The organism is Oscillospiraceae bacterium (assembly GCA_034925865.1).
In the GTDB taxonomy this organism is placed as follows: Bacteria; Bacillota; Clostridia; order Oscillospirales; family SIG627; genus SIG704.
In genome coordinates this window covers 29283-49893 of record JAYFRN010000005.1, presented here as the reverse complement: position 1 = coordinate 49893, position 20611 = coordinate 29283, and the positions used below count along the sequence as shown (strand labels likewise).

Genomic DNA, 20611 nt, shown 5'->3' with positions numbered 1-20611 from the left:
CATGGGAAATGCAAAAGCATAAATACAAAGGCATAAAGGAGTATAATTTATGATTCGTGCACATGTATTGGTTTGCGGCGGTACCGGCTGTACCTCCTCAAACAGCCCCGCAATAGCGGAAGCAATGGAAAAAGAACTCGCCGCAAAGGGGCTTGCTGATGAAATAAAAGTCGTCAGAACCGGATGCTTCGGCCTTTGCGCGCTCGGACCTGTCATGATCGTCTATCCGGACGGCACATTTTATAGCAAGGTCACGGTAGGAGACGTCCCCGAAATCGTCGAAGAGCATCTGCTCAAGGGCAGACCCGTTACGCGCCTTGTTTATGATGAGGCGGCCGACAAGGATACCCACGGGGTCACCAGTCTTTCCGACACCGCATTTTATAAAAAGCAAATGCGTCTCGCGCTCCGCAACTGCGGTGTTATCAACCCCGAAGTCATCGACGAATACATAGCGCTTGACGGATATATGGCTCTCGGAAAGGTTCTCACCGAAATGAAGCCTGTTGATGTCATTCAGCTCATGAAGGACAGCGGGCTGCGCGGCAGAGGCGGCGCAGGATTCCCAACAGGAACAAAATGGGACTTTGCCGCCAAGAGCGTTTCCGATAAAAAATATGTCGTATGCAACGCCGATGAAGGCGACCCGGGCGCATTCATGGACAGATCAATACTCGAAGGAGACCCGCACGCCGTCATTGAAGCGATGGCAATAGCCGGATACGCTATAGGTGCCGACGAAGGATATATTTATGTCCGCGCGGAATATCCTATCGCAATCAAGCGTCTTGAAATAGCCATCGCTCAGGCAAGAGAATACGGCCTGCTCGGAAAAGACATATTCTCCACGGGCTTTAATTTTGATATACAGCTTCGCTTCGGCGCGGGCGCTTTCGTCTGCGGCGAGGAGACGGCGCTTCTCACTTCCATTGAAGGCAAGCGCGGAGAGCCCCGCCCCCGTCCTCCGTTCCCGGCTGTAAAAGGTCTTTTCGGTCAGCCAACGATAATAAACAATGTCGAAACGCTCGCGAATATTCCGCAAATAATTCTTAAAGGCGCCAAGTGGTTCAATTCCATCGGTACTGAAAAATCAAAGGGCACAAAGGTCTTCGCGCTCGGCGGCAAGATAACCAATACCGGTCTTGTCGAAATACCGATGGGTACGACGCTGCGTGAGATTATATACGATATCGGCGGAGGCATACCCAACGGAAAGAAATTTAAAGCCGCGCAAACCGGCGGTCCCTCCGGAGGATGCATTCCCGCATCTCACCTTGACACTCCGATCGATTACGATTCACTGATATCAATAGGCTCCATGATGGGCTCCGGCGGACTTATCGTAATGGATGAAGATAACTGTATGGTCGATATCGCAAAATTCTTCCTGGAATTTACCGTCGATGAATCCTGCGGTAAATGCACTCCGTGCCGTATCGGAACACGCAAGATGCTCGAAATCCTTGAAAAGATCACCTCCGGTAACGGCGAGGACGGAGATATTGAAAAGCTTGAAGAGCTCGCTTACAGCATCAAGGCCAGCGCTCTCTGCGGTCTCGGTCAGACCGCTCCCAACCCCGTTCTCAGCACGCTCCGTTATTTCAGAGATGAATACGAAGCGCATGTATATGAAAAACGCTGCCCCGCCGGACAATGCAAGGCTCTTGCACGGATTACAATAGATCCTGAAAAATGCAAGGGCTGTACGCTCTGCGCTAAGATATGCCCGGTCGGTGCCATTTCCGGTACCGTTAAAAATCCGCATGTCATAGATCAATCCAAGTGTATAAAATGCGGAGCCTGCATGGAAAAATGCAAGTTCGGCGCAATCTCCAAGGCGTGAGCCGATTATCAGAAAGGATGCTAATTATATGAATACCGTTACTTTAAAAATTAACGGCACCGAGGTAGAGGCGCCCGCCGGTTCCACGATTCTTGAAGCCGCACGCATTGCAGGCGTCAAGATTCCGACTCTCTGCTATCTTAAAGATATCAACGCCATCGGCGCATGCAGAATGTGCGTTGTCGAAGTCAAGGGCGCCCGCAGCTTTGCCGCCGCCTGTGTATATCCGGTTACCCAAGGGATGGAGGTTTTCACCAACACTCCCAAAATAGTAACTGCGCGCAAAACAACTCTTGAGCTTATGCTCTCAAACCACAGAACCGACTGTCTTTCCTGCGCAAGAAACACCAACTGCGAGCTTCAGGCTCTCTGCCGTGACTACAGCGTCGACATGAACAAATTCCATGCCGACACAAAAAAGCCAGACATCGAAGACAGCGCGATTCATCTCGTCAGAGATAATTCCAAATGCATACTTTGCCGCCGCTGTGTTGCGGTCTGCCGTCAGAACCAGCATGTCGGCGTGATAGGCGCGGTCGAAAGAGGCTATGACACCCACATCGCCAGCCCATTCGATATGCCGCTTGCCGAAACCTCCTGCGTAAACTGCGGCCAGTGCATCGCCGTATGCCCAACCGGCGCTCTCACCGAAAGAGACGACACCGGAAAGGTTTGGGCCGCGCTTAACGATCCGACAAAGCATGTCATCGTCGCGCCCGCTCCCTCTGTCAGAGCACAGCTCGGCGAATGCTTCGGCATGCCGATAGGCACCAACGTCGAAGGAAAAATGATCGCCGCTCTCCGCAGACTCGGCTTTGACAAAGTGTTCGACGTTGATACTGCCGCCGATCTTACGATTCTTGAGGAAGGCACGGAGCTTCTCAACCGTATTAAGAACGGAGGAAAGCTTCCGCTTATCACCTCCTGCTCTCCCGGTTGGATCAAGTTCTGCGAGCATTATTATCCCGAATTCATCGACAACCTTTCATCCTGCAAGAGCCCGCAACAGATGTTCGGCGCGATGACAAAGACATACTATGCCGAAAAAGCCGGTATCGATCCCAAAGATATATTTACCGTCAGCATCATGCCCTGCACGGCAAAGAAATATGAGATCCAACGCGAAGATGAGAACGCCTCCGGATATCCGGATATCGACGTTTCTCTCACTACCCGCGAGCTTGCCGAAATGATCAAAAAAGCCGGCATTATGTTTACGGAGCTTCCTGACGAAACCTGCGATCCCGTCTTCGGCATCGCATCAGGCGCCGGACACATCTTTGGCGCGACAGGCGGTGTTATGGAAGCGGCTTTACGTACGGTATACGAGATCGTCACAGGCAAAACGCTTGACAAGCCCGAATTCACCGAAGTACGCGGCATAGCAGGCGTAAAGGAAGCCCAATACGACCTCAACGGACAGAAAGTTCGCGTTGCCGTAACCTCGGGCCTTGAAAACGCTTCAAAGCTTCTTGACAGAGTAAAATCCGGCGAATCGCAGTATGACTTCATCGAGGTCATGGCATGCCCGGGCGGATGCGTAAACGGCGGCGGTCAGCCTTATCAGCCAGGTTACGTCCGCAACTTCACCGATATACGTTCGCTCCGCGCGAAAGCGCTCTACAGCGAGGATGAAGCGATGACGCTCCGCAAGAGCCATGAAAATCCGGTGATCAAGGAAATATACGACACATATCTCGGCGCTCCAGGAAGCCACAAGTCGCATGAAATTCTCCATACCTCTTATGTAAAGAGAAGCAAATATAACAATAAATAATGTGAGTTAATTCAATTCACATAGAGAACCCCCGGCGCAATCGCGCCGGGGGTTCTTGTAATTTTTTTGCTGCAACCCATAATTTATAGCATGAATTAATTTAGAAGTTAACGTAAATGATTCACAGCTTAGTCGTTGATTTTAATCATCTTGTGAGTTTATAAACATTTTTTTGCAGCAAAGTCTAACCATCCACTTTGATAAAAATGCAATTATGCAATGGTGGCCAACCAGGCTTGATTGATTCGTTCAACCGTTGTGCCACAATGTTTTTCAAACTCATGTATATTTGCGATTATATCATCACTGGTATAGGCATCTACATCTCATGTCTAAAATGAAGCGCGCTCCACAAAAGTGAAGTGTGTAATATTTCTGACGCGGGTCATCATTTGCCGCCGTTGAAATAACACAAGCAACCTTGAGCTTTTTGAGCTGTTCAATGTCAATGTTAAGGGGACTATATTTCCCAAACTCGTAAATTCTACGCTACAACAGGCAATCGAGTGTAAGCTTATAGCGGTGCGCAGCTTCTTTGCTGACGCCGACAACTTGTGCTTTGAAGCCATTTGTAAACACAGTGCTGATATAGTGGTCGAGCAAAATGACCGCCGACGATGTGAACACATTGAAAGCGTCCGCCATTACATTTTTATATCGAACCGTTTCGACTGCCTGCGAAAATTCCGGGCTTACTTTTTTATCGGCGTATTCTTTGTTTACCTTGTTTACCGCCGATTCCTCGGCGGCTTTCATTGCCTGATTGTATTTTCGATGAAGTTCTGTTTCGTAAGACTTAGAGATTTCAGTGCAATATCCGGCAAAGCAGTGCCTACCGCTATATTAATGAGAATCAGTAGAAATGCTTTGTACCGCTTAATAAACACTATCATTACAGCACCACTCCAATCACAACCGCGGCAATCAAAGAAAACACAAAAGCTGCAATATTTCTAACTATCGTGGCACGTTTTCCAAAGGTCTTTATCTCAAGCGGCAGTGTTACAACGCCAACCGTCATGAGCGTGGAGACGAACGCTGCGATCTGCATGTATCCCGCACCGTTCTTAAGTAGCGCGACAACCAACGGGAACGCGATTAATCCCGGTATCAGCGTAACAGACTCAATAATCGTAGCTCCGAGCACGCCCCAAATTTCTGAGCGCATTCCGAGAAAATTTGTAATTGTTTCGGTACTCAGAATTGCCAGCGCAAGACCGATAAAAATGGAATACCCGGAAAGGATCTGATGTTCTTTCCGGGGTGACCAATTATCTGACCTTTTGTAGAATTTTTACAACCTCTTCTGTTTTAAGAACCTTGCCGTAGGAAACCACTTTACCATCTACAACGAGTGCAGGGGTAGACATAACGCCATATGCCGCGATCTGTGAAAAATCAGTCACATGGTCGATCGTCGTGTCCATGCCAAGCTGTTCTAAAGCGGCTTTTGTAGCTGCTTCAAGTTGATTACATTTCGCGCAGCCGCTGCCTAAGACCTTAACGCCCGCACCCTCTGTTTTTGCGTTTTCAGCTTTTGCCATGCTTTCCGCATTACAATTACCGCCGCAGCAGCATGAAGTTGTTTTTTCCTCTTTGTCTTTCTTTCCGAACAGTGCCATAATCAATATCTCCTTTATAAATTATTAGATTCCAAGATAGAATAGATAAAAACCAATGAGTAAAATCAATGAACCCATCACTATTTTTAACATGATACTTGCCTTACCATATTTTTCGCTGGAAGACAGCTTTTGCATAAAGCCTATCGATGTTCCGGCGACAATGGCGAGTATTCCGTGTCCGATAGAATAAAGTAGTAATAATAGTATACCCCAAATAATATTGCCTTTTCCGGCAACAATGGCAAGTAGCGCAATAAGTACAGGCGTGGAGCAGGGCGACGAAAAGATGCCGCCAAGTATACCAGCGATGAACGCGCCTATAAAACCCTTTTTTGTGTTCTTCGATATGAGATAACTTGACGGGATAATCTCAAATATGCCCCAGGTTTGCAGCGCCATCAAAATCATAAGAACCCCCAGAATGATGTACCACCATGAAGCCCCGTATCCGATCATCTTCCCGGCGAGGGAAGCAAAAACTCCAAGTACGGTGAAAGTAACCGCAGCACCCGCGGCGAAGGTCACAGAAAGCCAAAAAGCTTTTTTCGTGTTCCTCTGACCGATACCACCCACATAGCCGATAACAAGGGGAATACTTGACAGCGAACAGGGAGTAAATGAAGTAAGAATACCAGCAAAAAGGGCGAGAATCGGCGCCAGCCAGCCGCTTGTGTTAATAAGGTTTGATAAGTTTTCAAGTAATTCTGTCATCATTTAATTCCCATGTCAGCAAGAATTACCCGCATCTGATCTTCGGTCAGACCGCCTTGATGTACCGTGAAGGCATGTGCCCCGGTATCTTTGTAATCATACATAGTAAATTCAATACCAATATTGTTGCTCGGAACGTATGGTATCCCGTCTGTGTTGAAAAAAATCTGCGTCGGAATATACTGTATCGGGTAACCGTCCGCCGCTCCGGCATGCTTCCAGACGTCAACAAACTTAATAATGACCTTGCCCTGCATTTCGGCGTTCATGGTCTGAAGAACGGGGGCCATTGCCTTGCACGGGATACATGAGTCCGATCCGAAATCAATAATAATCGGCAAGCCATAAGCTTTTAATGCTTCAAGGTCGATTGATTCCGCCTCAAGAACAAAGTCTGCTATGTTTCCGTTTTCATCAATCTGAGTAGGTGTCGGATGCGTTTTTACTATCCAGATAACAGTAAGAGACACCGCAATCAATACCGGAACCAATATTTTAACGAATAGCTTTTTCTTATCAGTTTTTTTATTATCCATCAGCAACAATTACCTCCGCATGAACATCCGGATTTGCTTTTCTTTCCATTAAAGAAGTCTCTCAGATTTTCGGGTAGTTGATACTCGCCACAGGAACAGCCAGTTTCAAGTTGCCCAAATACAACACTTAGGATGGCTTCGGCGAGCATTTCTTTTGGCGGCACTTCATACGATTCCCCGTTATATTCAAACACCCTACAGTCCACATCGGTTCCACTGATGTCACTGCAGCAGCCGCAGCTGTTTTCAGCAACCGATTTACAGATGTCCTGACCGTTTACACGAATTGTAGGAGAAGAAAGGAACTTATATTGCGTTGCAATTTCCGCTGTCTTCATATCAATTTTATTATATTCTACTTCAAAGCCCGAGATTTTTAATGCCGGGGTAATCGTCATCATGACCTCGTCAAGTACGTTGTCCGTTCCAATACAGCGGTCACAGGTCTGCAGATCAAGATAAAGATATTCAATAATAACCTTCTTTTCAGAAGCCGTTTCACACCCGCAGGAACAGCAGGATTCTTCCTCTGGTAGTTCTCCGTTTGGCGGTGTCCAGCCTGTGTCCTCGCCTACATAAGTTATCGCTCCTACCGGACAACGGTTGCCGCATCCATAGCAATGGTCTGCGCAGGATTCAGGGTTCTTTACAACAGGTGATGGCGCTTTCGATGTGTCATATACACCATGGGGACACTTTGCGATACAGGTGCCGCATTCTACACAGGTCAAGTAATCGATAACGGGATACCATGTTTTAGCCATAACAGTTCCTCCTAGATAATAAATGATTGAATTGCGTTAAAAAAGTAGCCCACGATGATGATGCCAATGGTACATATGGCGATGAACAACGCCAGGAGCTTTGGTTTAACAGCTTTTCGCAGCATAATCATTGACGGCAGAGACAGTGTTGTGACCGCCATCATGAAAGACAGGATAGTGCCAAGCTGAGCGCCTTTGGAAAGCAGTGCTTCCGCAATCGGAATTGTACCGAATATATCGGCATACATCGGTATGCCTATGAGTGTTGCCAGTATTACTCCAACAGGATTATTGCTGCCAAGTACGGCCGCAACCCATTCTTCGGGTATCCAATTGTGGATGACAGCGCCTATGCCAACACCTATCAAGATATATGGGAATACTTTTTTAAAGGTTGTAAGCATTTGCTCTTTTGCATATACAAGGCGGTCTTTTCTTGTCAAATCGGGGGATTCTATATCTACGCTGCCTGCAGTTAGTATAAAGCTCTCAACATGCTTTTCCATGTGTAGTTTCTCGATAAGTGTACCGCCGACGATGGCGACAATTAACCCTACAATCACATAGATGACAGCGACCTTTGCGCCGAAAATACTCATCAGGAGAACCAAAGAACCAAGATCAACCATTGGAGAAGATATCAAAAATGAAAATGTCACGCCCAAAGGCAGTCCGGCGGATGTAAAGCCAATAAATAGCGGTATTGATGAGCATGAACAGAATGGCGTTACTGTTCCAAGTAAGGCTGCGACAGAGTTCGCTCCGATACCATGAAAACGCCCTAAAATCTTCTTGCTTCGCTCAGGTGGAAAATAGCTTTGTATATAACTGATAAGAAATATGAGAAAACACAGCAGTATCGTGATTTTTATAACGTCATATGCGAAAAACTGAATGCTTCCAATCCAGCGGTTTATGGTGTCAAAACCTAATGCTTGAAGACCGCTGCCGATTAATTCATTTAGCCATTTCATTCCAAGTATTTGATTCTGGAAAAAATCCCAAATTAACTTTAGTATTTGCATAGCGTATAAACCTCACTTTCAATAAAAGGACAATAATATCAAATAATTTTGATGTGTTTCGCTGTTTTAAAGCCATCGTCAGATGGCTTATTTTTTGCAGCAATTTTTTTCTAATGTAACCGCATTCGGTGTCGTCAGTTCCTTCAGCAGAATACCGGCATAAGCACTGCCTTGTTCACTTATTGTATAGTGTGTCCATTTGCCCTTCTGCCTACTCTCTACAACGCCTGACTCAACCAGAATCTTCATATGGTAAGAAAGTCCCGACTGCCCCAAGTCCAGTTGCTCAAGTAAAACGCAGGCGCATTTTTCTCCGCCACGCAGTAGCTCAAGAATTTGCAAACGCTTTTCATCACAAAACGCTTTGAATATCTTTGCGTTTTTTTCATATATAGTTTCCAAGTGATCACCTCATATCATAATTATTTGATATGTTGTTATTATATGCGTCAAATCAAGTTTTGTCAATATGTTTAGAGCATTTTATAGAAAATATTGCTTTAGTGTTCTATATTTTGTACCTTTGTCAGAGAATAGCTATTGAAAAAGTAAATATTTATGCTATAATTCAACAGGATGAAATTGAAATAATTAATGTAACCGGAGGCTGTTATTTTAGAGAATTTAAATAAAATCCGAACGCCAGAATGCTTGTCTGTTTATAAAAAAATTATATATATTCATCAATTATATTTGCTATTGGAATTGCACTTGGCATAATTTCAAAAGCATTGGATGTGACTCCGAGCAATTTGCTGCCAGCATTTTTAGAAGCTTTGGATTTGAATAATTTCTTTTCACGTATGGGTGTATGGATGTTTATTGGCGTCTGTATATCTGTCTATTCAAAGACACCATTAAGAGCTGCCTTAAATAGCTTTATGTTTTTTATAGGTATGGTAGGCAGTTATTATATATATACAATAAAAATAGCCGGCTTTTTTCCAAAGTCATATATGATGATTTGGATAGCCATGACAGTATTATCACTGTTTTTAGGAGCAGTATGCTGGTACGCAAAAGGAACTCATGTTGTATCAGTCTGTATTTCGGCAGTTGTTTTTATGATGTTTGCACGGCAGGCGTTCTATTTTGGATTTTGGTATTTTGATATCAGCTATATTCCGGAATTGATTCTATGGGCAGCGACAATTATGGTTTTATATAAAAGCCCGAAGCAAATAACTTGTGTTTTAGTAATTGGCACAGCTCTGTTCTTTATAATGTCGCAAATAAACCTGTTCGGGGAATGATGTAAGTTAAGATTTGCATAATGAGCATAATCCACAATAATTTCATGATGGACTTTCTTGGCACAGGTAAACGACCGCGTTACCATCGTGGTTACGGTTACAGTTGCCGTTACTGAAGCTATGAAAAAGCATTGATGATACCGGCATAAATGTTATAATATATAATGAAAAATAGAGGAAGTGAACGGCATGGATAAAAAAGCATTTATGAAAAAGGCAGCTTTGGGTTTTATTTTATTAATGGGTATCGTAAGCTTGTTTTCCGATATGACCCACGAAGGAGCGGCAAGTATACTTGGAGATTTTCTTAGTCTTGCAGGAGCTTCCGCTGCGGCCATAGGCTTTGTGTCCGGTCTTGGTGAGCTTATAGGCTATTCCCTTCGGCTCGTCACCGGTTGGATAACGGACAGGACGAAAAAATACTGGCTGTTGACCGTTTTGGGTTATCTGATAGACTGTATGGCTATTCCCGCGTTGGCTCTGGTCGGGCGCGGCGGCTGGCTGCTGGCATGTATGCTGATTGTTGTGCAGCGCGCAGGTAAGGCCATCAAGAAACCTGCGAAGGATACGATATTATCCTTCGCCACATCGCAAACCGGTGCCGGAAAGGGTTTTGCCATACAGGAGTTCCTTGATCAGATCGGCGCGTTTCTCGGACCGGTTCTGCTCTTTATAGTTATGCTCCTGAATAAAAGCAAAGATCATTTTACCACGTATAAAATCTGTTTTGCAATACTCGGTATTCCCGCCATAATAACCGTAATTTTACTGCTGATCGCAAAACAGCGTTATCCGAATCCGGAAGAATTCGAACCTGCCGCGAAAGAAACTGTACCTTTCAGAATGAACCGTTCGTTTATTCTTTATATCATCGCCATCAGCTTATTTGCCGCCGGCTTTCTGGATTTTACTATGATAACTATGCATACCGCCCGGACCGGACTCATTTCTACTGATACATTACCGCTGATTTATGCGGGAGCTATGGCAGTGGACGCTTTTTCCGCTCTCTTTTTCGGATGGCTGTTTGATAAACGCGGTATCAGAGTTTTGATGTTATCCACTCTTATTTCTGCGCCGTTTGCTATTCTGATTTTCTCGGTTACGTCGCGATGGGCGCTGTTTCTCGGTGTCGCATTATGGGGTATCGGCATGGGGGCGCAGGAATCAATACTAAAAGCTGCTGTGTCAAGTATCGTACCAAAGCAAAGCCGTTCCTCCGGTTTCGGTATTTTCCAGACTGCTTTTGGTATATGTTGGTTTCTGGGAAGCTGGATGATGGGCGTTCTTTATGATTTATCGCCCATGTGGCTGGTAATATTTTCAGTGGTTATGCAGTGCGCGGCACTTCCGTTTTTCTGGATGTCAGACCTTACCCACAGTTTTAAGCCAACTAAATAAAAATAATTGATGAAATTTTTAAAATGTCATGCTTTGTTACAGATTACTTGACAGACTATGTATATTGTGTTAAAATGTTATTTGTTAATCTAGATGTGTATATGCTTTTAGCTATACATCTGGACAAGTGGACAAGTGGACAAAATATTGTCCAAATATATTTGAAAAAGGTAAAATGATGATTATCAAACGGTTAAAAAAGATTATTTCCTATACTTTATGCTTTGCTCTCACGCTCACTTGTATGATATCTGTCGGTTGCAGCCGTAATGAATGCACGATAAACAGCTTGGTGTATGCAGGCGTGCCTGTATCATCCGCTGTTTTAAGCGTATACGACACAAGCGGCAAGCAAATTCTTAAATCAGATAACCTTATTACTGACGAGCAGGGCAGAATGCTGATTAAAACATCAGCTCTTCCCTCTGACTTCAGAATTGTCACCGAAGACGGCACTATATACAATGAGAAATTCTCAGGAAAACTGAGCGTTGATGTGCGTGACTATAACACTGAATCAGATACAATCTACATAAATCCCGTCACAACCATTGTCAGCGCATATCTCGACAAATATCCTGAAGCAAGTCTTACCGACGCTTTTCTTGCGGTAAAAAATCTTCTGGAAATACCGGAATGGTTTGATCTTCCGAGCGGGACGCAGATTTCAAATGAATATTTCAACAATGATCAATTTTTGAAAGAAGCCAGTGAAAACGGCGGAATAAATCCTTTTATAGAAAAGCTTCTGATTGAGATTGACTCCGGTAAAACTCATCCATTTCAGGAATCCATAATGCTGCAAGGTGCCGCCTCTTGGCTGGCAACTACGCTTGCAGAGGGTGCAGTGTCCTATGTCGGCGGCGAACTGATGGGCTGGGGACTTGACAAAGCCGGGATCAACTTCGGCGAAGAAGACCATACCGCCGAGGAACTGGCGAAAATCCAGGATGGCATGGCTGATATGAAAGCAGAAATGACGAAAATGTCTATAAAGCTTGACGCAATCAGCAATCAGCTTGACAATATCGTCACACAGCTGAAAGATATGCTTAAACAACTAACGCATCAGCAGGCTTTGTCTGATTACGGGAATCGAGTACTGCAGTTAAATGATCTGATTTCTAGTGTATACAGTATACGAAGGGATTTAAACAATTTTATAACTAATCCGCCCGCAAATCCCGAGACAGCAAGACAGAGTCTTATAAACAGGATTGAATCGAAAATTATCGATAACGCGGATGTGATTCACAACCAGCTTGTAGGTTTGGCCGGTGAAAAACCTCTTCTAACTCTTTGGCACGAGATCGTTTATGAAGACCGCTATCTGGATTCTGATGACTATAACAAAGTCAAGGCGCAATACGATTTCTTCAGACAATATCAGGATGCTATTCTTATTCTTCAGGTTGAGTATTATCACGCCACAGAACAAAAAACCGGGGACAATGCTGCAATAATAATGGACTGTATTAATCGATATAAATCCCATCTGGAACAGCAAGAAGCGCTCATGGTTCTTCCTATAGAGAAAAATATCGTTGTTGATGCAAAATGGGATGGCATGTATTATTCAAAAAATATTGAGTTTGGAAACTCCGGTGATGATTTTATAATGGCAGGCAAAACGAAAAATCAAGTTACGACATATATGTCCGAGCTTGCCGGTTCCAATTATGCAGGATTTAATGATTGGAAGGCTCTGGATTATGATTCCATCGGAGCACTCATCGAGAATCACATTCAAAATAAGACTCAATGGAATTGGTCAGAGTTCATGGTGGCTCAAGGCTGGCCGGGCGTAAAGCTTGATACCGGGACAATTGTTCCGTTCTATAATACATCAGATAGCTCAAAGTTTGTCTTTTTGCTGAATGATAGTTCTCATTTTCATAATATCTTTGATTTTCCTGAAAACGGATTAAAAAACACAGCGTTCAATATGATTATGGTTTATCGTGAAATTTCGGCTAAAGACTATGGGTATGAACATTTGAAGAAATAAAGCAAACCGCTTTTATTTCAAAGCGGTTCACCATACTGTATGGATGTAGTATAAACAAGAAGCGAAAAACAACAGCTAAGGCGATGACTTGGCTGCTGTTTTTTCATGTGTGTCTCACAATGTGAGCCGAATAATTATTATTGAATTGCTGTTTTAATAATAACTCTGCATCTGTCACTGCTCATTAAAGTGCTTTCAACTGAAATTTTCTTAGAGTCCATTTTACCAACGGCGGATAACATGGCGATCATCGGATCAAGACACCATCCATTACATGGGTTTGCTCCTCCCATCTTCTTTGATAACGCACAGAGCTTACACGATGTTGCAGTAGCTATGTAAACATCATCAGTTTTCTCCAAAGACCAGTCTGCGCAGCCATAGACCTCCGAAAGCTTATAGAAAACGTCTTCAATGCATTCAATGCTCAATTGCTGATTAAGATAAGGCGCTGTCTGCATCTGCCTTTCTTTTCTTCGCTCAACAACTACCTCCAGCGCTTTTAACTTTTCATATGTGTTGACCGTTTCTGCGACTGATGCTGCATATGTGTTTTGCAGCAATGCAAGCCTTTTTTCAATTTTCACTTCTGCATCTCCTTTTCAATTTATTATTATTAACTCGGCATTTAAATGATTACCGCTTATAGAGAGAAAAACTCTGGTGTATGGGCTTTTCTCTCTTATGAAACAAGGCTTATTTAAATGCCGTTTTAATAGCGCGGCAATAAATATTATAAACCAATATCTCATTGATTTTTAATAACGTTCGTTAGATATCGAGGTAAATATTAACCGGCATTTTCATATGCCGGCTGATTTTGCGTTAAATTGTCAGCTTATATATAAATTATTCGCATCCGCGAAGGACAACATCGATTTCTTCCCGAATCTCTTTTTCAGACAGATATCTATTTTTCACGATGATGTTTTCGATCATTGTTTCCAATAAGTGCACCAGAGTTCGAGTAATTACCGTATCGTTATTCGTATTCATCAGATATGGCTGCAGAATTTTATAGTGTCTGGGAAGTATGGTCTTTTCCCACTCATCCATGAGTTTCATTAGTTCCTCATCTCCGTCAAAGGACAGATAAACCTTGATACCAAGTCGGTAAACTTGTTTATCATAGTTGCTCAGGTCGTTCAGATCATATACGAACTTCGTATAAAAATCTATTATATTGTTGATTTTCAAGAGCAAAGCTTGCCTTTTTAAAAGATTAAAATAATCTTTTTTTATAATTTCATCAAACAATTCTTTTTTATTCTTGTAATAATAATAAATCATCGGCAAGGAACAATTCACATCGCTTGCTATGTTGCGTATGGTTGTTCCATAGTATCCTGTTCTGTTGAAATGCTCAACAGCCACTTCTTTAATTCGCTCTTTTAAATCTTTATCGACCATAATACATATTCCTTATATTTAACGTTCGTTATAATTATAGCACACCAATGACCATTTTGCAATAGTATTATAAATTTATTTATTAACTCGGCATTTAAATAATTATAGCTTAATGAGAGAAAAGACTCTGGTATATGGGCTTTTCTCTCTAAATGCCGTTTTAATAATATGTGATAGGGTTTTAATCGATTGTTATAGATAATAGCTTAAGAACCGGCTGTGTCAAAGCGCAAATCATGCGCAAAGATACAGCCGATTTTTTATCGCGCTCTCGTTTAACATAATGTCCGTTTTACCATATACTTATTATAGAAACTATGCCGGAGGTTATCTAGTCATGAAAATATATATTGATCAGGGGCATAACCCTAATAATACTGATGCCGGAGCAGAAGGTCACGGATACCGTGAACATGAGCTTACATATGAAATCGGGCTGCTGATTGCCGCAATACTGAATGATAACGGTTTTGAAACTCGTTTATCGCGAAATTCACCTGATATACAGCTGGGTTATTCAAGATCAAGCTCGTCGTCTGTGCGGATCGACGATGCAAGGAGGTGGGGAGCGGATTATATTATAAGCTTACATACAAACGCTTCAACAGATCCGTACGCGACAGGTTCAGATTGTATTGTATCTTCTCCCGATGCGAAGCCGCTTGCTGAGACAATTCTGGAACAGCTATATATTACGACAAAGCTGCAGAACCGCGGCGTTTATATAAATCCGGGCTTTCATTCTTCCGTTAGAAATGCCATACCCGTAATCCTTATCGAAATGGGATTTATAACAAACAAGGGTGATGCCGATCTGATGTTCGATCATCCCGATCAATTTGCGTTTGGCATTTCAAACGGTATAATATTTTATTTTCATTTAGCCACAATGTCCGAAGCATATGATCCGGCTCCCACTCCGTTTTACCAGCTGTATCCCGATAATAACAAAGGAGTATGCCGCCTGTTTATCGAAGTGTATTCTCAAGACAAGAGACATAATCCGGTATCAAAAGCTGATGTTATTGTTTACCGCGGTATGTGCGGAAATCATATCGTTATCTATCACGGACAAACCGATTTGTCCGGACGCACAATACCGGTCGAGCTGCCTTTATATGACGCAATAGATTCTGATACCGTTGACAAATCAAGCGGAAATAGAATCATGTATTGCATATGCGTACGCCATCCGGAGTATTTGCCTAATAATCATTGGATAAATATCGACAGCAGGAAAATCATGTATGAAACGATTGAGCTTGTTGAAAGACATAAGTAATTATTAAAACGGCATTAAACAATTTTTGTTTTTATAAAAGAAAAAACCTATATATTAGAGCCTTTTCTCTCTGTGAGCGGTAATTATTCAAATGCCGAGTTAATAGTATATCATCCTAATTCAGACAAACGATTAACGGCAACATAAATATTGGATATTTTATACCATGTCGCGAAATCTACAACTCCTGTAGCCGGCAAATAAAATATTTTCTGAAAGGTTTTTACCGCATTGGCGGTTTTCGGACCGTAGATACCGTCTACCTTGATCTTCGGAATCATCGGATAGTTATCGGATATGCTGTTCAGCTGTGTTTGAATAGTACGTACATCCATACCGGAGGATCCGATTCTGAGCGCTTCACCGGGATAAGAAATCGGGACGCCCTGAACCTTATCGGCCTGCTTCAGGTATACATTTGAGCCATAATATGAACGCAGGATCGTGAGGGCATCCTTTCCCTGGTCTCCCATACTTTTTGAGCCCCATTGCTCAAGGCCATCGCAGGTTACCCGTGAACCGTCACAAAATTGAGTAAAAAGCGGTTGTCGTATACCGGGTTTGGTTACATAAGTTGTAAACAAATCATCGACAATATTTTGTATATTGTAATAATAATTGCGTCCGTAAACAAACATGAGATCATAAGCGGTGCTGTTTGTTATTGTAAAATCATAGCCCTTCCCACGATACCATTCGGTATATACACGATTCAACGCAAAAGATAATATAGCTAAAATATTGGCGCGTATAGTTTGTACTGGCCAAGTGGAATAAATTTCCGAGCAGGTAACGTTTGTAATATAATCCTTGAAAGGAATCCAGACATTTCTTGCGGTTTTATCATTCGGCACTCCCAAATGTACGACCATATATTCAGGAATTGCCGGTTGGGGAAGCACGATATAGCCATTGCCGTCGGGAAGCGGCTTGACCTCAGCCTCGGGTATCTTTGGCGGGAATGTTCCCCATAATGTATGTTGCTCGATAGTTATTTCCTGCGTCCCGGGTGTATTGGTCGCAAAAAGACGTATATCCTGTATCGCGGTACTCTCTGAAAACAGCTGTACTCCGTTAACTGTGACACGTTCATATCCGGGAGCCTCAACATCTACCTGATATTCCGAATAAGGTTTCACGCCGAGCACTTCCTCTGAATATTCCACAGGCGGCGCTCCGAGCGGAATGGTTTCAGTTTGACCGGCAGAGTCTGTATTCAACACTTCAACAACCGTATTTGGTTTGGATACAGTTACTTTTGCATCTGGAATAGGCTGTGCGTTGCGAACAGACTTAACACTGACATTTAGATAACCGGTGTCCACTTCCTCATTATTTCTATTCATAATTATCACCTCCGTAATTGAATTTTATGACTGTTGCTTTCTTATTATTACTTTTTATTAATTACAGTCACAGTTTATTATCGGCAATTTTTAAAGTTGTCTTATAGATAATATTTGCGTGGAAATAAACGTGTCCATAACACGGGATTATTACCAAAGGAGAAAAACAATGGATATACGGGAACAATTAATAAGGCAATTCCAGGGCTTCGATCCGGAACAAAATATAGAAGTTATAATAAAATATCACGGCAGCCTTGATGAAATCGCAGAAAAACTGGAAGCCTCCGCTGAAGAATTAAATGAAAATTACGCAATCTTGACATTGCCCGCTTATCGTATTCCCACAATTATACAACTAAGTCAAATTGAATATTATGAGCTGCCAAAAACGGTCACTTATCAATTGGAACGCAGCCTTGACGCCGCCTGCATCAGTCCTGTTCAGCTTGAAAGCGGTTATAATCTGTCAGGCAAAGGAGTATTTATCGGAATAATAGATTCCGGCATTGATTATACGCATCCGGATTTTCGACAACCTGACGGAACAAGCCGTATTATGTACCTGTGGGATCAAACTGCTGCCGACATCTCTCCGCCCTCGGGATTCAAAAACGGTCACCTTTATACAAAAGCTGATATTGATCTGGCGCTTGCGAGCGATAATCCATTATCAATTGTACCTGAACAGGATTTTTTTGGACACGGAACAGCTGTCGCCGGAGTCGCAGCGGGAAACGGCAGAGCCAGCAATGGAGATAACATCGGAGTGGCTCCACAAGCTGAAATAATAATAGTAAAACTCGGTTCTGATAAACCCGGTTTTGCAAAAAGTACGGAAATCATGCGGGGAGTGAAATTCTGCATTGATATAGCGCAAGGCGTAGAGAAACCGATTGCGATTAATATAAGCTACGGAACAAATGACGGGGCGCATAACGGCACTTCACTTTTCGAGGGTTACCTTGATTCAGCCGCGCAGAGATGGAAAAACGTCATCTGTGTGGCCTCCGGAAATGAAGGAAGCGCGGGGCATCATTATCACAACCAATTGAAGCAACTGCAAACTGACAATGTAGAATTCTCCATCGGTGAAAATATAAGTCAGCTTTATATGACCTTATGGAAAAATTTTGCCGATTCATTTCAAATTGAGTTATTTACTCCGTCAGGAATTTCAACAGGAGTAATAAACGCTTTTGAACGCGTGAAACAAGTAACATTAGGCAATGTTAAAATAATGATCCTTTACGGTCAGCCAAATCATTATAACTTCAATCAGGAAATATATATTTCGCTGCAAAGCGTATCCGGTTCAATGAATCAGGAAATATGGCGGCTCGCAATTACCGGGACGAAAATTGTAGACGGCAATTTTGATATATGGCTTCCTATGACTGATATGGTCACAGAAAAAACCGCTTTTCTTGTGCCAAGTATTGAAAACACAATAACACTTCCTGCTACATCATTCAGAGTTATCGCTGTCGGCGGATATTCCGCAATTCTAAATACCTGCGCCGAATTTTCCGGACGAGGCACAGGATATTGGACATATGGGCAAAAGCCGGATCTGGTTGCTCCGGCAATAGATATAACAACTGCCGCTGTCGGCGGAGGATATGACAGCTTCAGCGGCACGAGTATTGCCGCGCCTTTTGTTACCGGAGCGGCAGCACTCATGATGGAATGGGGTGAAAATCAGAAAAACGACTTCTTCCTGTACGGGCAGAGAATAAAAGCCTTTTTATGCAGAAACGCCGAAAGAAAATTCCCCATAAAATATCCTAATCCTATATGGGGATACGGAACACTTAATCTATGTGATACCATGGATGATCTCGTGTTATATAACCAGTAAGGGAGTATATCATTTTGGACAGCTATATAGATTGCGAAAAGAATAAATGCTTATTACAGAAGTTGCTTTTGGATCCGGACTCAGTGGCTTTTGTCATACGCAAAAACCAGTATTCAGAAACATTAATAAATAAATATGATATAGCATTGGCGAAAACACTTTTAGGACAATATACAATATGTTATTCCAAGCAGGATATTTTTTCAGATATAAGAAAAAAGCTGGGCGCAGGGGTGATAAGTATCAGGGGAGTAATTCTCGGATTACTTGATAATATAAGCCTTAAATCAAGCGGTATTACTCAAGTTCATGATCAGCCATATCTGAATTTAAGAGGTGAAGGAGTCATTATCGGGTTTGTAGACACCGGAATTGATTACACATTGGATATCTTTCGGTATGAGGATGGAAGCAGCAAGATAGTATCAATTTATGACCAAACAATTGAAGACCGTCCTCCGGAAGGATTTTATTTCGGTACGGAATATACAAACAATCAAATCAACGCTGCTCTTAAAAGCGATAATCCTAAACAGCTTATCCCGGAGGAAGATGTCTCCGGCCACGGAACCTTTCTGGCATCGGTGGCTGCCGGACGGGAAACGGCCGATTTCATCGGCGCTGCACCGGATGCCGAGATCATAGCCGTCAAGCTCAGGAAAGCAGCACCTTATTACCTCGATTTATTTTCCGTGCCAGAAGCACAAAATTATGCTTTTGAATCCAGCAACGTCATGATAGGGATTGAATACATATTGGAAAAAGCGAGTCGTCTTAACAAACCCGTCGTCATTTGTCTTGGTCTCGGCACTAATTTCGGAAGCCATGATGGTTATACAATATTTGAAGAGTATCTAAACAATGTATCCAACCTTAAAGGCGTTTGCCTTTGTATTGCGGCGGGAAATGAAAGCCAGGCAAAGCATCATGCAGAAGGTCTGATCACGGCAACCGGCGAAACTCAAGATATTGATATAATAGTTGGTGAAAACACAGGGAACGCCTTAATTTCAATATGGACAGGTGTGTCAGACAGAGTTTCAGTTTCAATCCGTTCGCCAACCGGTGAATTAGTACCGAGAATACCCGCTCATTCAGGAAGCATTTTTACGACAAAGTTGTTATTGGAAGGAGCATCCATCGGTATATCATATTATTTTCCGATAGAAGGTACGGGCGGACAGCTTACGGCAATTAAACTCATCAATCCAACGCCGGGAACATGGACGATTACTGTTTTCGGAGAAATCATTTTAAACGGTAAATTCAATGCGTGGCTGCCCATGACAGGGTTTGTTGATCCGAGTATAATATTCCTTGCTCCCAATCCAAATTATACCGTAACCATCCCGGCAACGATGATAGGAGCCATTGTCTGTGGCGCTTATAATTCCAGCCTGAACAGTCTATACTCATATTCATCCTGGGGACCGACAAGTATTGGAAATTTATCTCCCGATCTTGTTGCGCCCGGTGTTAATATAGATGGCTTTTATCCTTATGGGCGCGGAACAATGGACGGAACCAGCGCGGCGGCAGCAATAACCGCAGGCGCCGCGGCTTTGATGCTTCAATGGGGAATAGTCAAAGCAAACAATCCTTCCATGAGTACATATCACATAAAAGCTTATATGATCCGTGGATGTAACCGGAGCGAAAATATGACATATCCCAATAACAGATGGGGTTACGGAAGCCTCAATCTGATACAGGCCTTTCAAATAATGAAAGAAATGTAAATAGCGACATGTTGGATTGTTTTTAATGTG

Annotated in this window: 19 protein-coding genes; 8 read left to right on the top strand and 11 right to left on the bottom strand. The window is 43.0% G+C overall.

The features are described 5' to 3' along the window. Positions 1-49 precede the first annotated feature (49 nt). Both nuoF and VB118_01855 read left to right on the top strand, forming a co-directional pair. Positions 50-1843: an NADH-quinone oxidoreductase subunit NuoF gene (gene nuoF, locus VB118_01860; protein ID MEA4831346.1), complete on the top strand. Its 1794-nt coding sequence runs from the start codon at positions 50-52 to the stop codon at positions 1841-1843. A 28-nt stretch (positions 1844-1871) separates the two neighbouring features. Continuing rightward, positions 1872-3620: an NADH-dependent [FeFe] hydrogenase, group A6 gene (locus tag VB118_01855; protein MEA4831345.1), complete on the top strand. Its 1749-nt coding sequence runs from the start codon at positions 1872-1874 to the stop codon at positions 3618-3620. A gap of 489 nt (positions 3621-4109) precedes the next feature. Here VB118_01855 and VB118_01850 read toward each other — a convergent pair whose 3' ends face one another. From VB118_01850 to VB118_01815, 8 genes are all read right to left on the bottom strand, one after another. Beyond that, a complete protein-coding gene (locus VB118_01850; protein ID MEA4831344.1) occupies positions 4110-4376 on the bottom strand; it encodes a hypothetical protein in 267 nt (88 codons plus the stop codon). A 136-nt stretch (positions 4377-4512) separates the two neighbouring features. Next, positions 4513-4788, bottom strand: coding sequence for a hypothetical protein (locus VB118_01845; protein MEA4831343.1), 276 nt, complete (start codon positions 4786-4788; stop codon positions 4513-4515). Positions 4789-4891: 103 nt separating this feature from the next. Continuing rightward, positions 4892-5242: a thioredoxin family protein gene (locus VB118_01840; protein MEA4831342.1), complete on the bottom strand. Its 351-nt coding sequence runs from the start codon at positions 5240-5242 to the stop codon at positions 4892-4894. A 24-nt stretch (positions 5243-5266) separates the two neighbouring features. Then, positions 5267-5959, bottom strand: a complete 693-nt coding sequence (locus VB118_01835) for a cytochrome c biogenesis protein CcdA (GenBank protein ID MEA4831341.1) — start codon at positions 5957-5959, stop codon at positions 5267-5269. After that, a complete protein-coding gene (locus VB118_01830) occupies positions 5956-6492 on the bottom strand; it encodes a thioredoxin family protein (GenBank protein MEA4831340.1) in 537 nt (178 codons plus the stop codon). The genes VB118_01835 and VB118_01830 overlap by 4 nt, the downstream gene beginning before the upstream one ends. Continuing rightward, positions 6492-7256: a DUF2703 domain-containing protein gene (locus VB118_01825; protein ID MEA4831339.1), complete on the bottom strand. Its 765-nt coding sequence runs from the start codon at positions 7254-7256 to the stop codon at positions 6492-6494. Before VB118_01825 ends, VB118_01830 begins: the two co-directional genes overlap by 1 nt. 11 nt (positions 7257-7267) lie before the next feature. After that, positions 7268-8281 (bottom strand): permease, encoded by a 1014-nt coding sequence (locus VB118_01820; protein ID MEA4831338.1) that lies wholly within the window; start codon positions 8279-8281, stop codon positions 7268-7270. Positions 8282-8368: 87 nt separating this feature from the next. Further along, on the bottom strand, positions 8369-8683 hold the full coding sequence (locus VB118_01815; protein MEA4831337.1) for a metalloregulator ArsR/SmtB family transcription factor: 315 nt from the start codon (positions 8681-8683) through the stop codon (positions 8369-8371). 554 nt (positions 8684-9237) lie between these two features. On the opposite strand from VB118_01815, the gene VB118_01810 reads away from it, so the two are divergent. From VB118_01810 to VB118_01800, 3 genes are all read left to right on the top strand, one after another. Next, positions 9238-9534 carry a hypothetical protein gene (locus tag VB118_01810; protein ID MEA4831336.1) on the top strand — a complete coding sequence of 99 codons (297 nt, stop codon included), beginning with the start codon at positions 9238-9240 and terminating at the stop codon, positions 9532-9534. Between the two features lie 189 nt (positions 9535-9723). After that, entirely contained in the window at positions 9724-10935 is a 1212-nt protein-coding gene (locus VB118_01805; protein ID MEA4831335.1) for an MFS transporter, read from the top strand. Positions 10936-11110: 175 nt separating this feature from the next. Further along, positions 11111-12943 (top strand): hypothetical protein, encoded by a 1833-nt coding sequence (locus tag VB118_01800; GenBank protein MEA4831334.1) that lies wholly within the window; start codon positions 11111-11113, stop codon positions 12941-12943. Positions 12944-13080: 137 nt separating this feature from the next. Here the strand turns inward: VB118_01800 and VB118_01795 are convergent, their stop codons facing one another. Both VB118_01795 and VB118_01790 read right to left on the bottom strand, forming a co-directional pair. Continuing rightward, positions 13081-13530, bottom strand: coding sequence for a hypothetical protein (locus tag VB118_01795; protein ID MEA4831333.1), 450 nt, complete (start codon positions 13528-13530; stop codon positions 13081-13083). Between the two features lie 262 nt (positions 13531-13792). Further along, positions 13793-14353, bottom strand: coding sequence for a TetR/AcrR family transcriptional regulator (locus VB118_01790; GenBank protein MEA4831332.1), 561 nt, complete (start codon positions 14351-14353; stop codon positions 13793-13795). Between the two features lie 337 nt (positions 14354-14690). Between VB118_01790 and VB118_01785 the strand changes: the two genes are divergently transcribed. Beyond that, positions 14691-15635, top strand: a complete 945-nt coding sequence (locus tag VB118_01785) for an N-acetylmuramoyl-L-alanine amidase (GenBank protein MEA4831331.1) — start codon at positions 14691-14693, stop codon at positions 15633-15635. A gap of 110 nt (positions 15636-15745) precedes the next feature. On the opposite strand, the gene VB118_01780 is transcribed toward VB118_01785, so the two are convergent. Beyond that, the gene (locus VB118_01780; protein ID MEA4831330.1) at positions 15746-16981 is read right to left on the bottom strand and encodes a peptidoglycan-binding protein; all 1236 of its coding nucleotides are present in this window, start codon (positions 16979-16981) and stop codon (positions 15746-15748) included. Between the two features lie 169 nt (positions 16982-17150). Between VB118_01780 and VB118_01775 the strand changes: the two genes are divergently transcribed. Then, entirely contained in the window at positions 17151-18842 is a 1692-nt protein-coding gene (locus VB118_01775) for a S8 family peptidase (protein ID MEA4831329.1), read from the top strand. A gap of 14 nt (positions 18843-18856) precedes the next feature. Then, positions 18857-20581, top strand: a complete 1725-nt coding sequence (locus VB118_01770) for a S8 family peptidase (GenBank protein MEA4831328.1) — start codon at positions 18857-18859, stop codon at positions 20579-20581. Positions 20582-20611 lie beyond the last annotated feature (30 nt).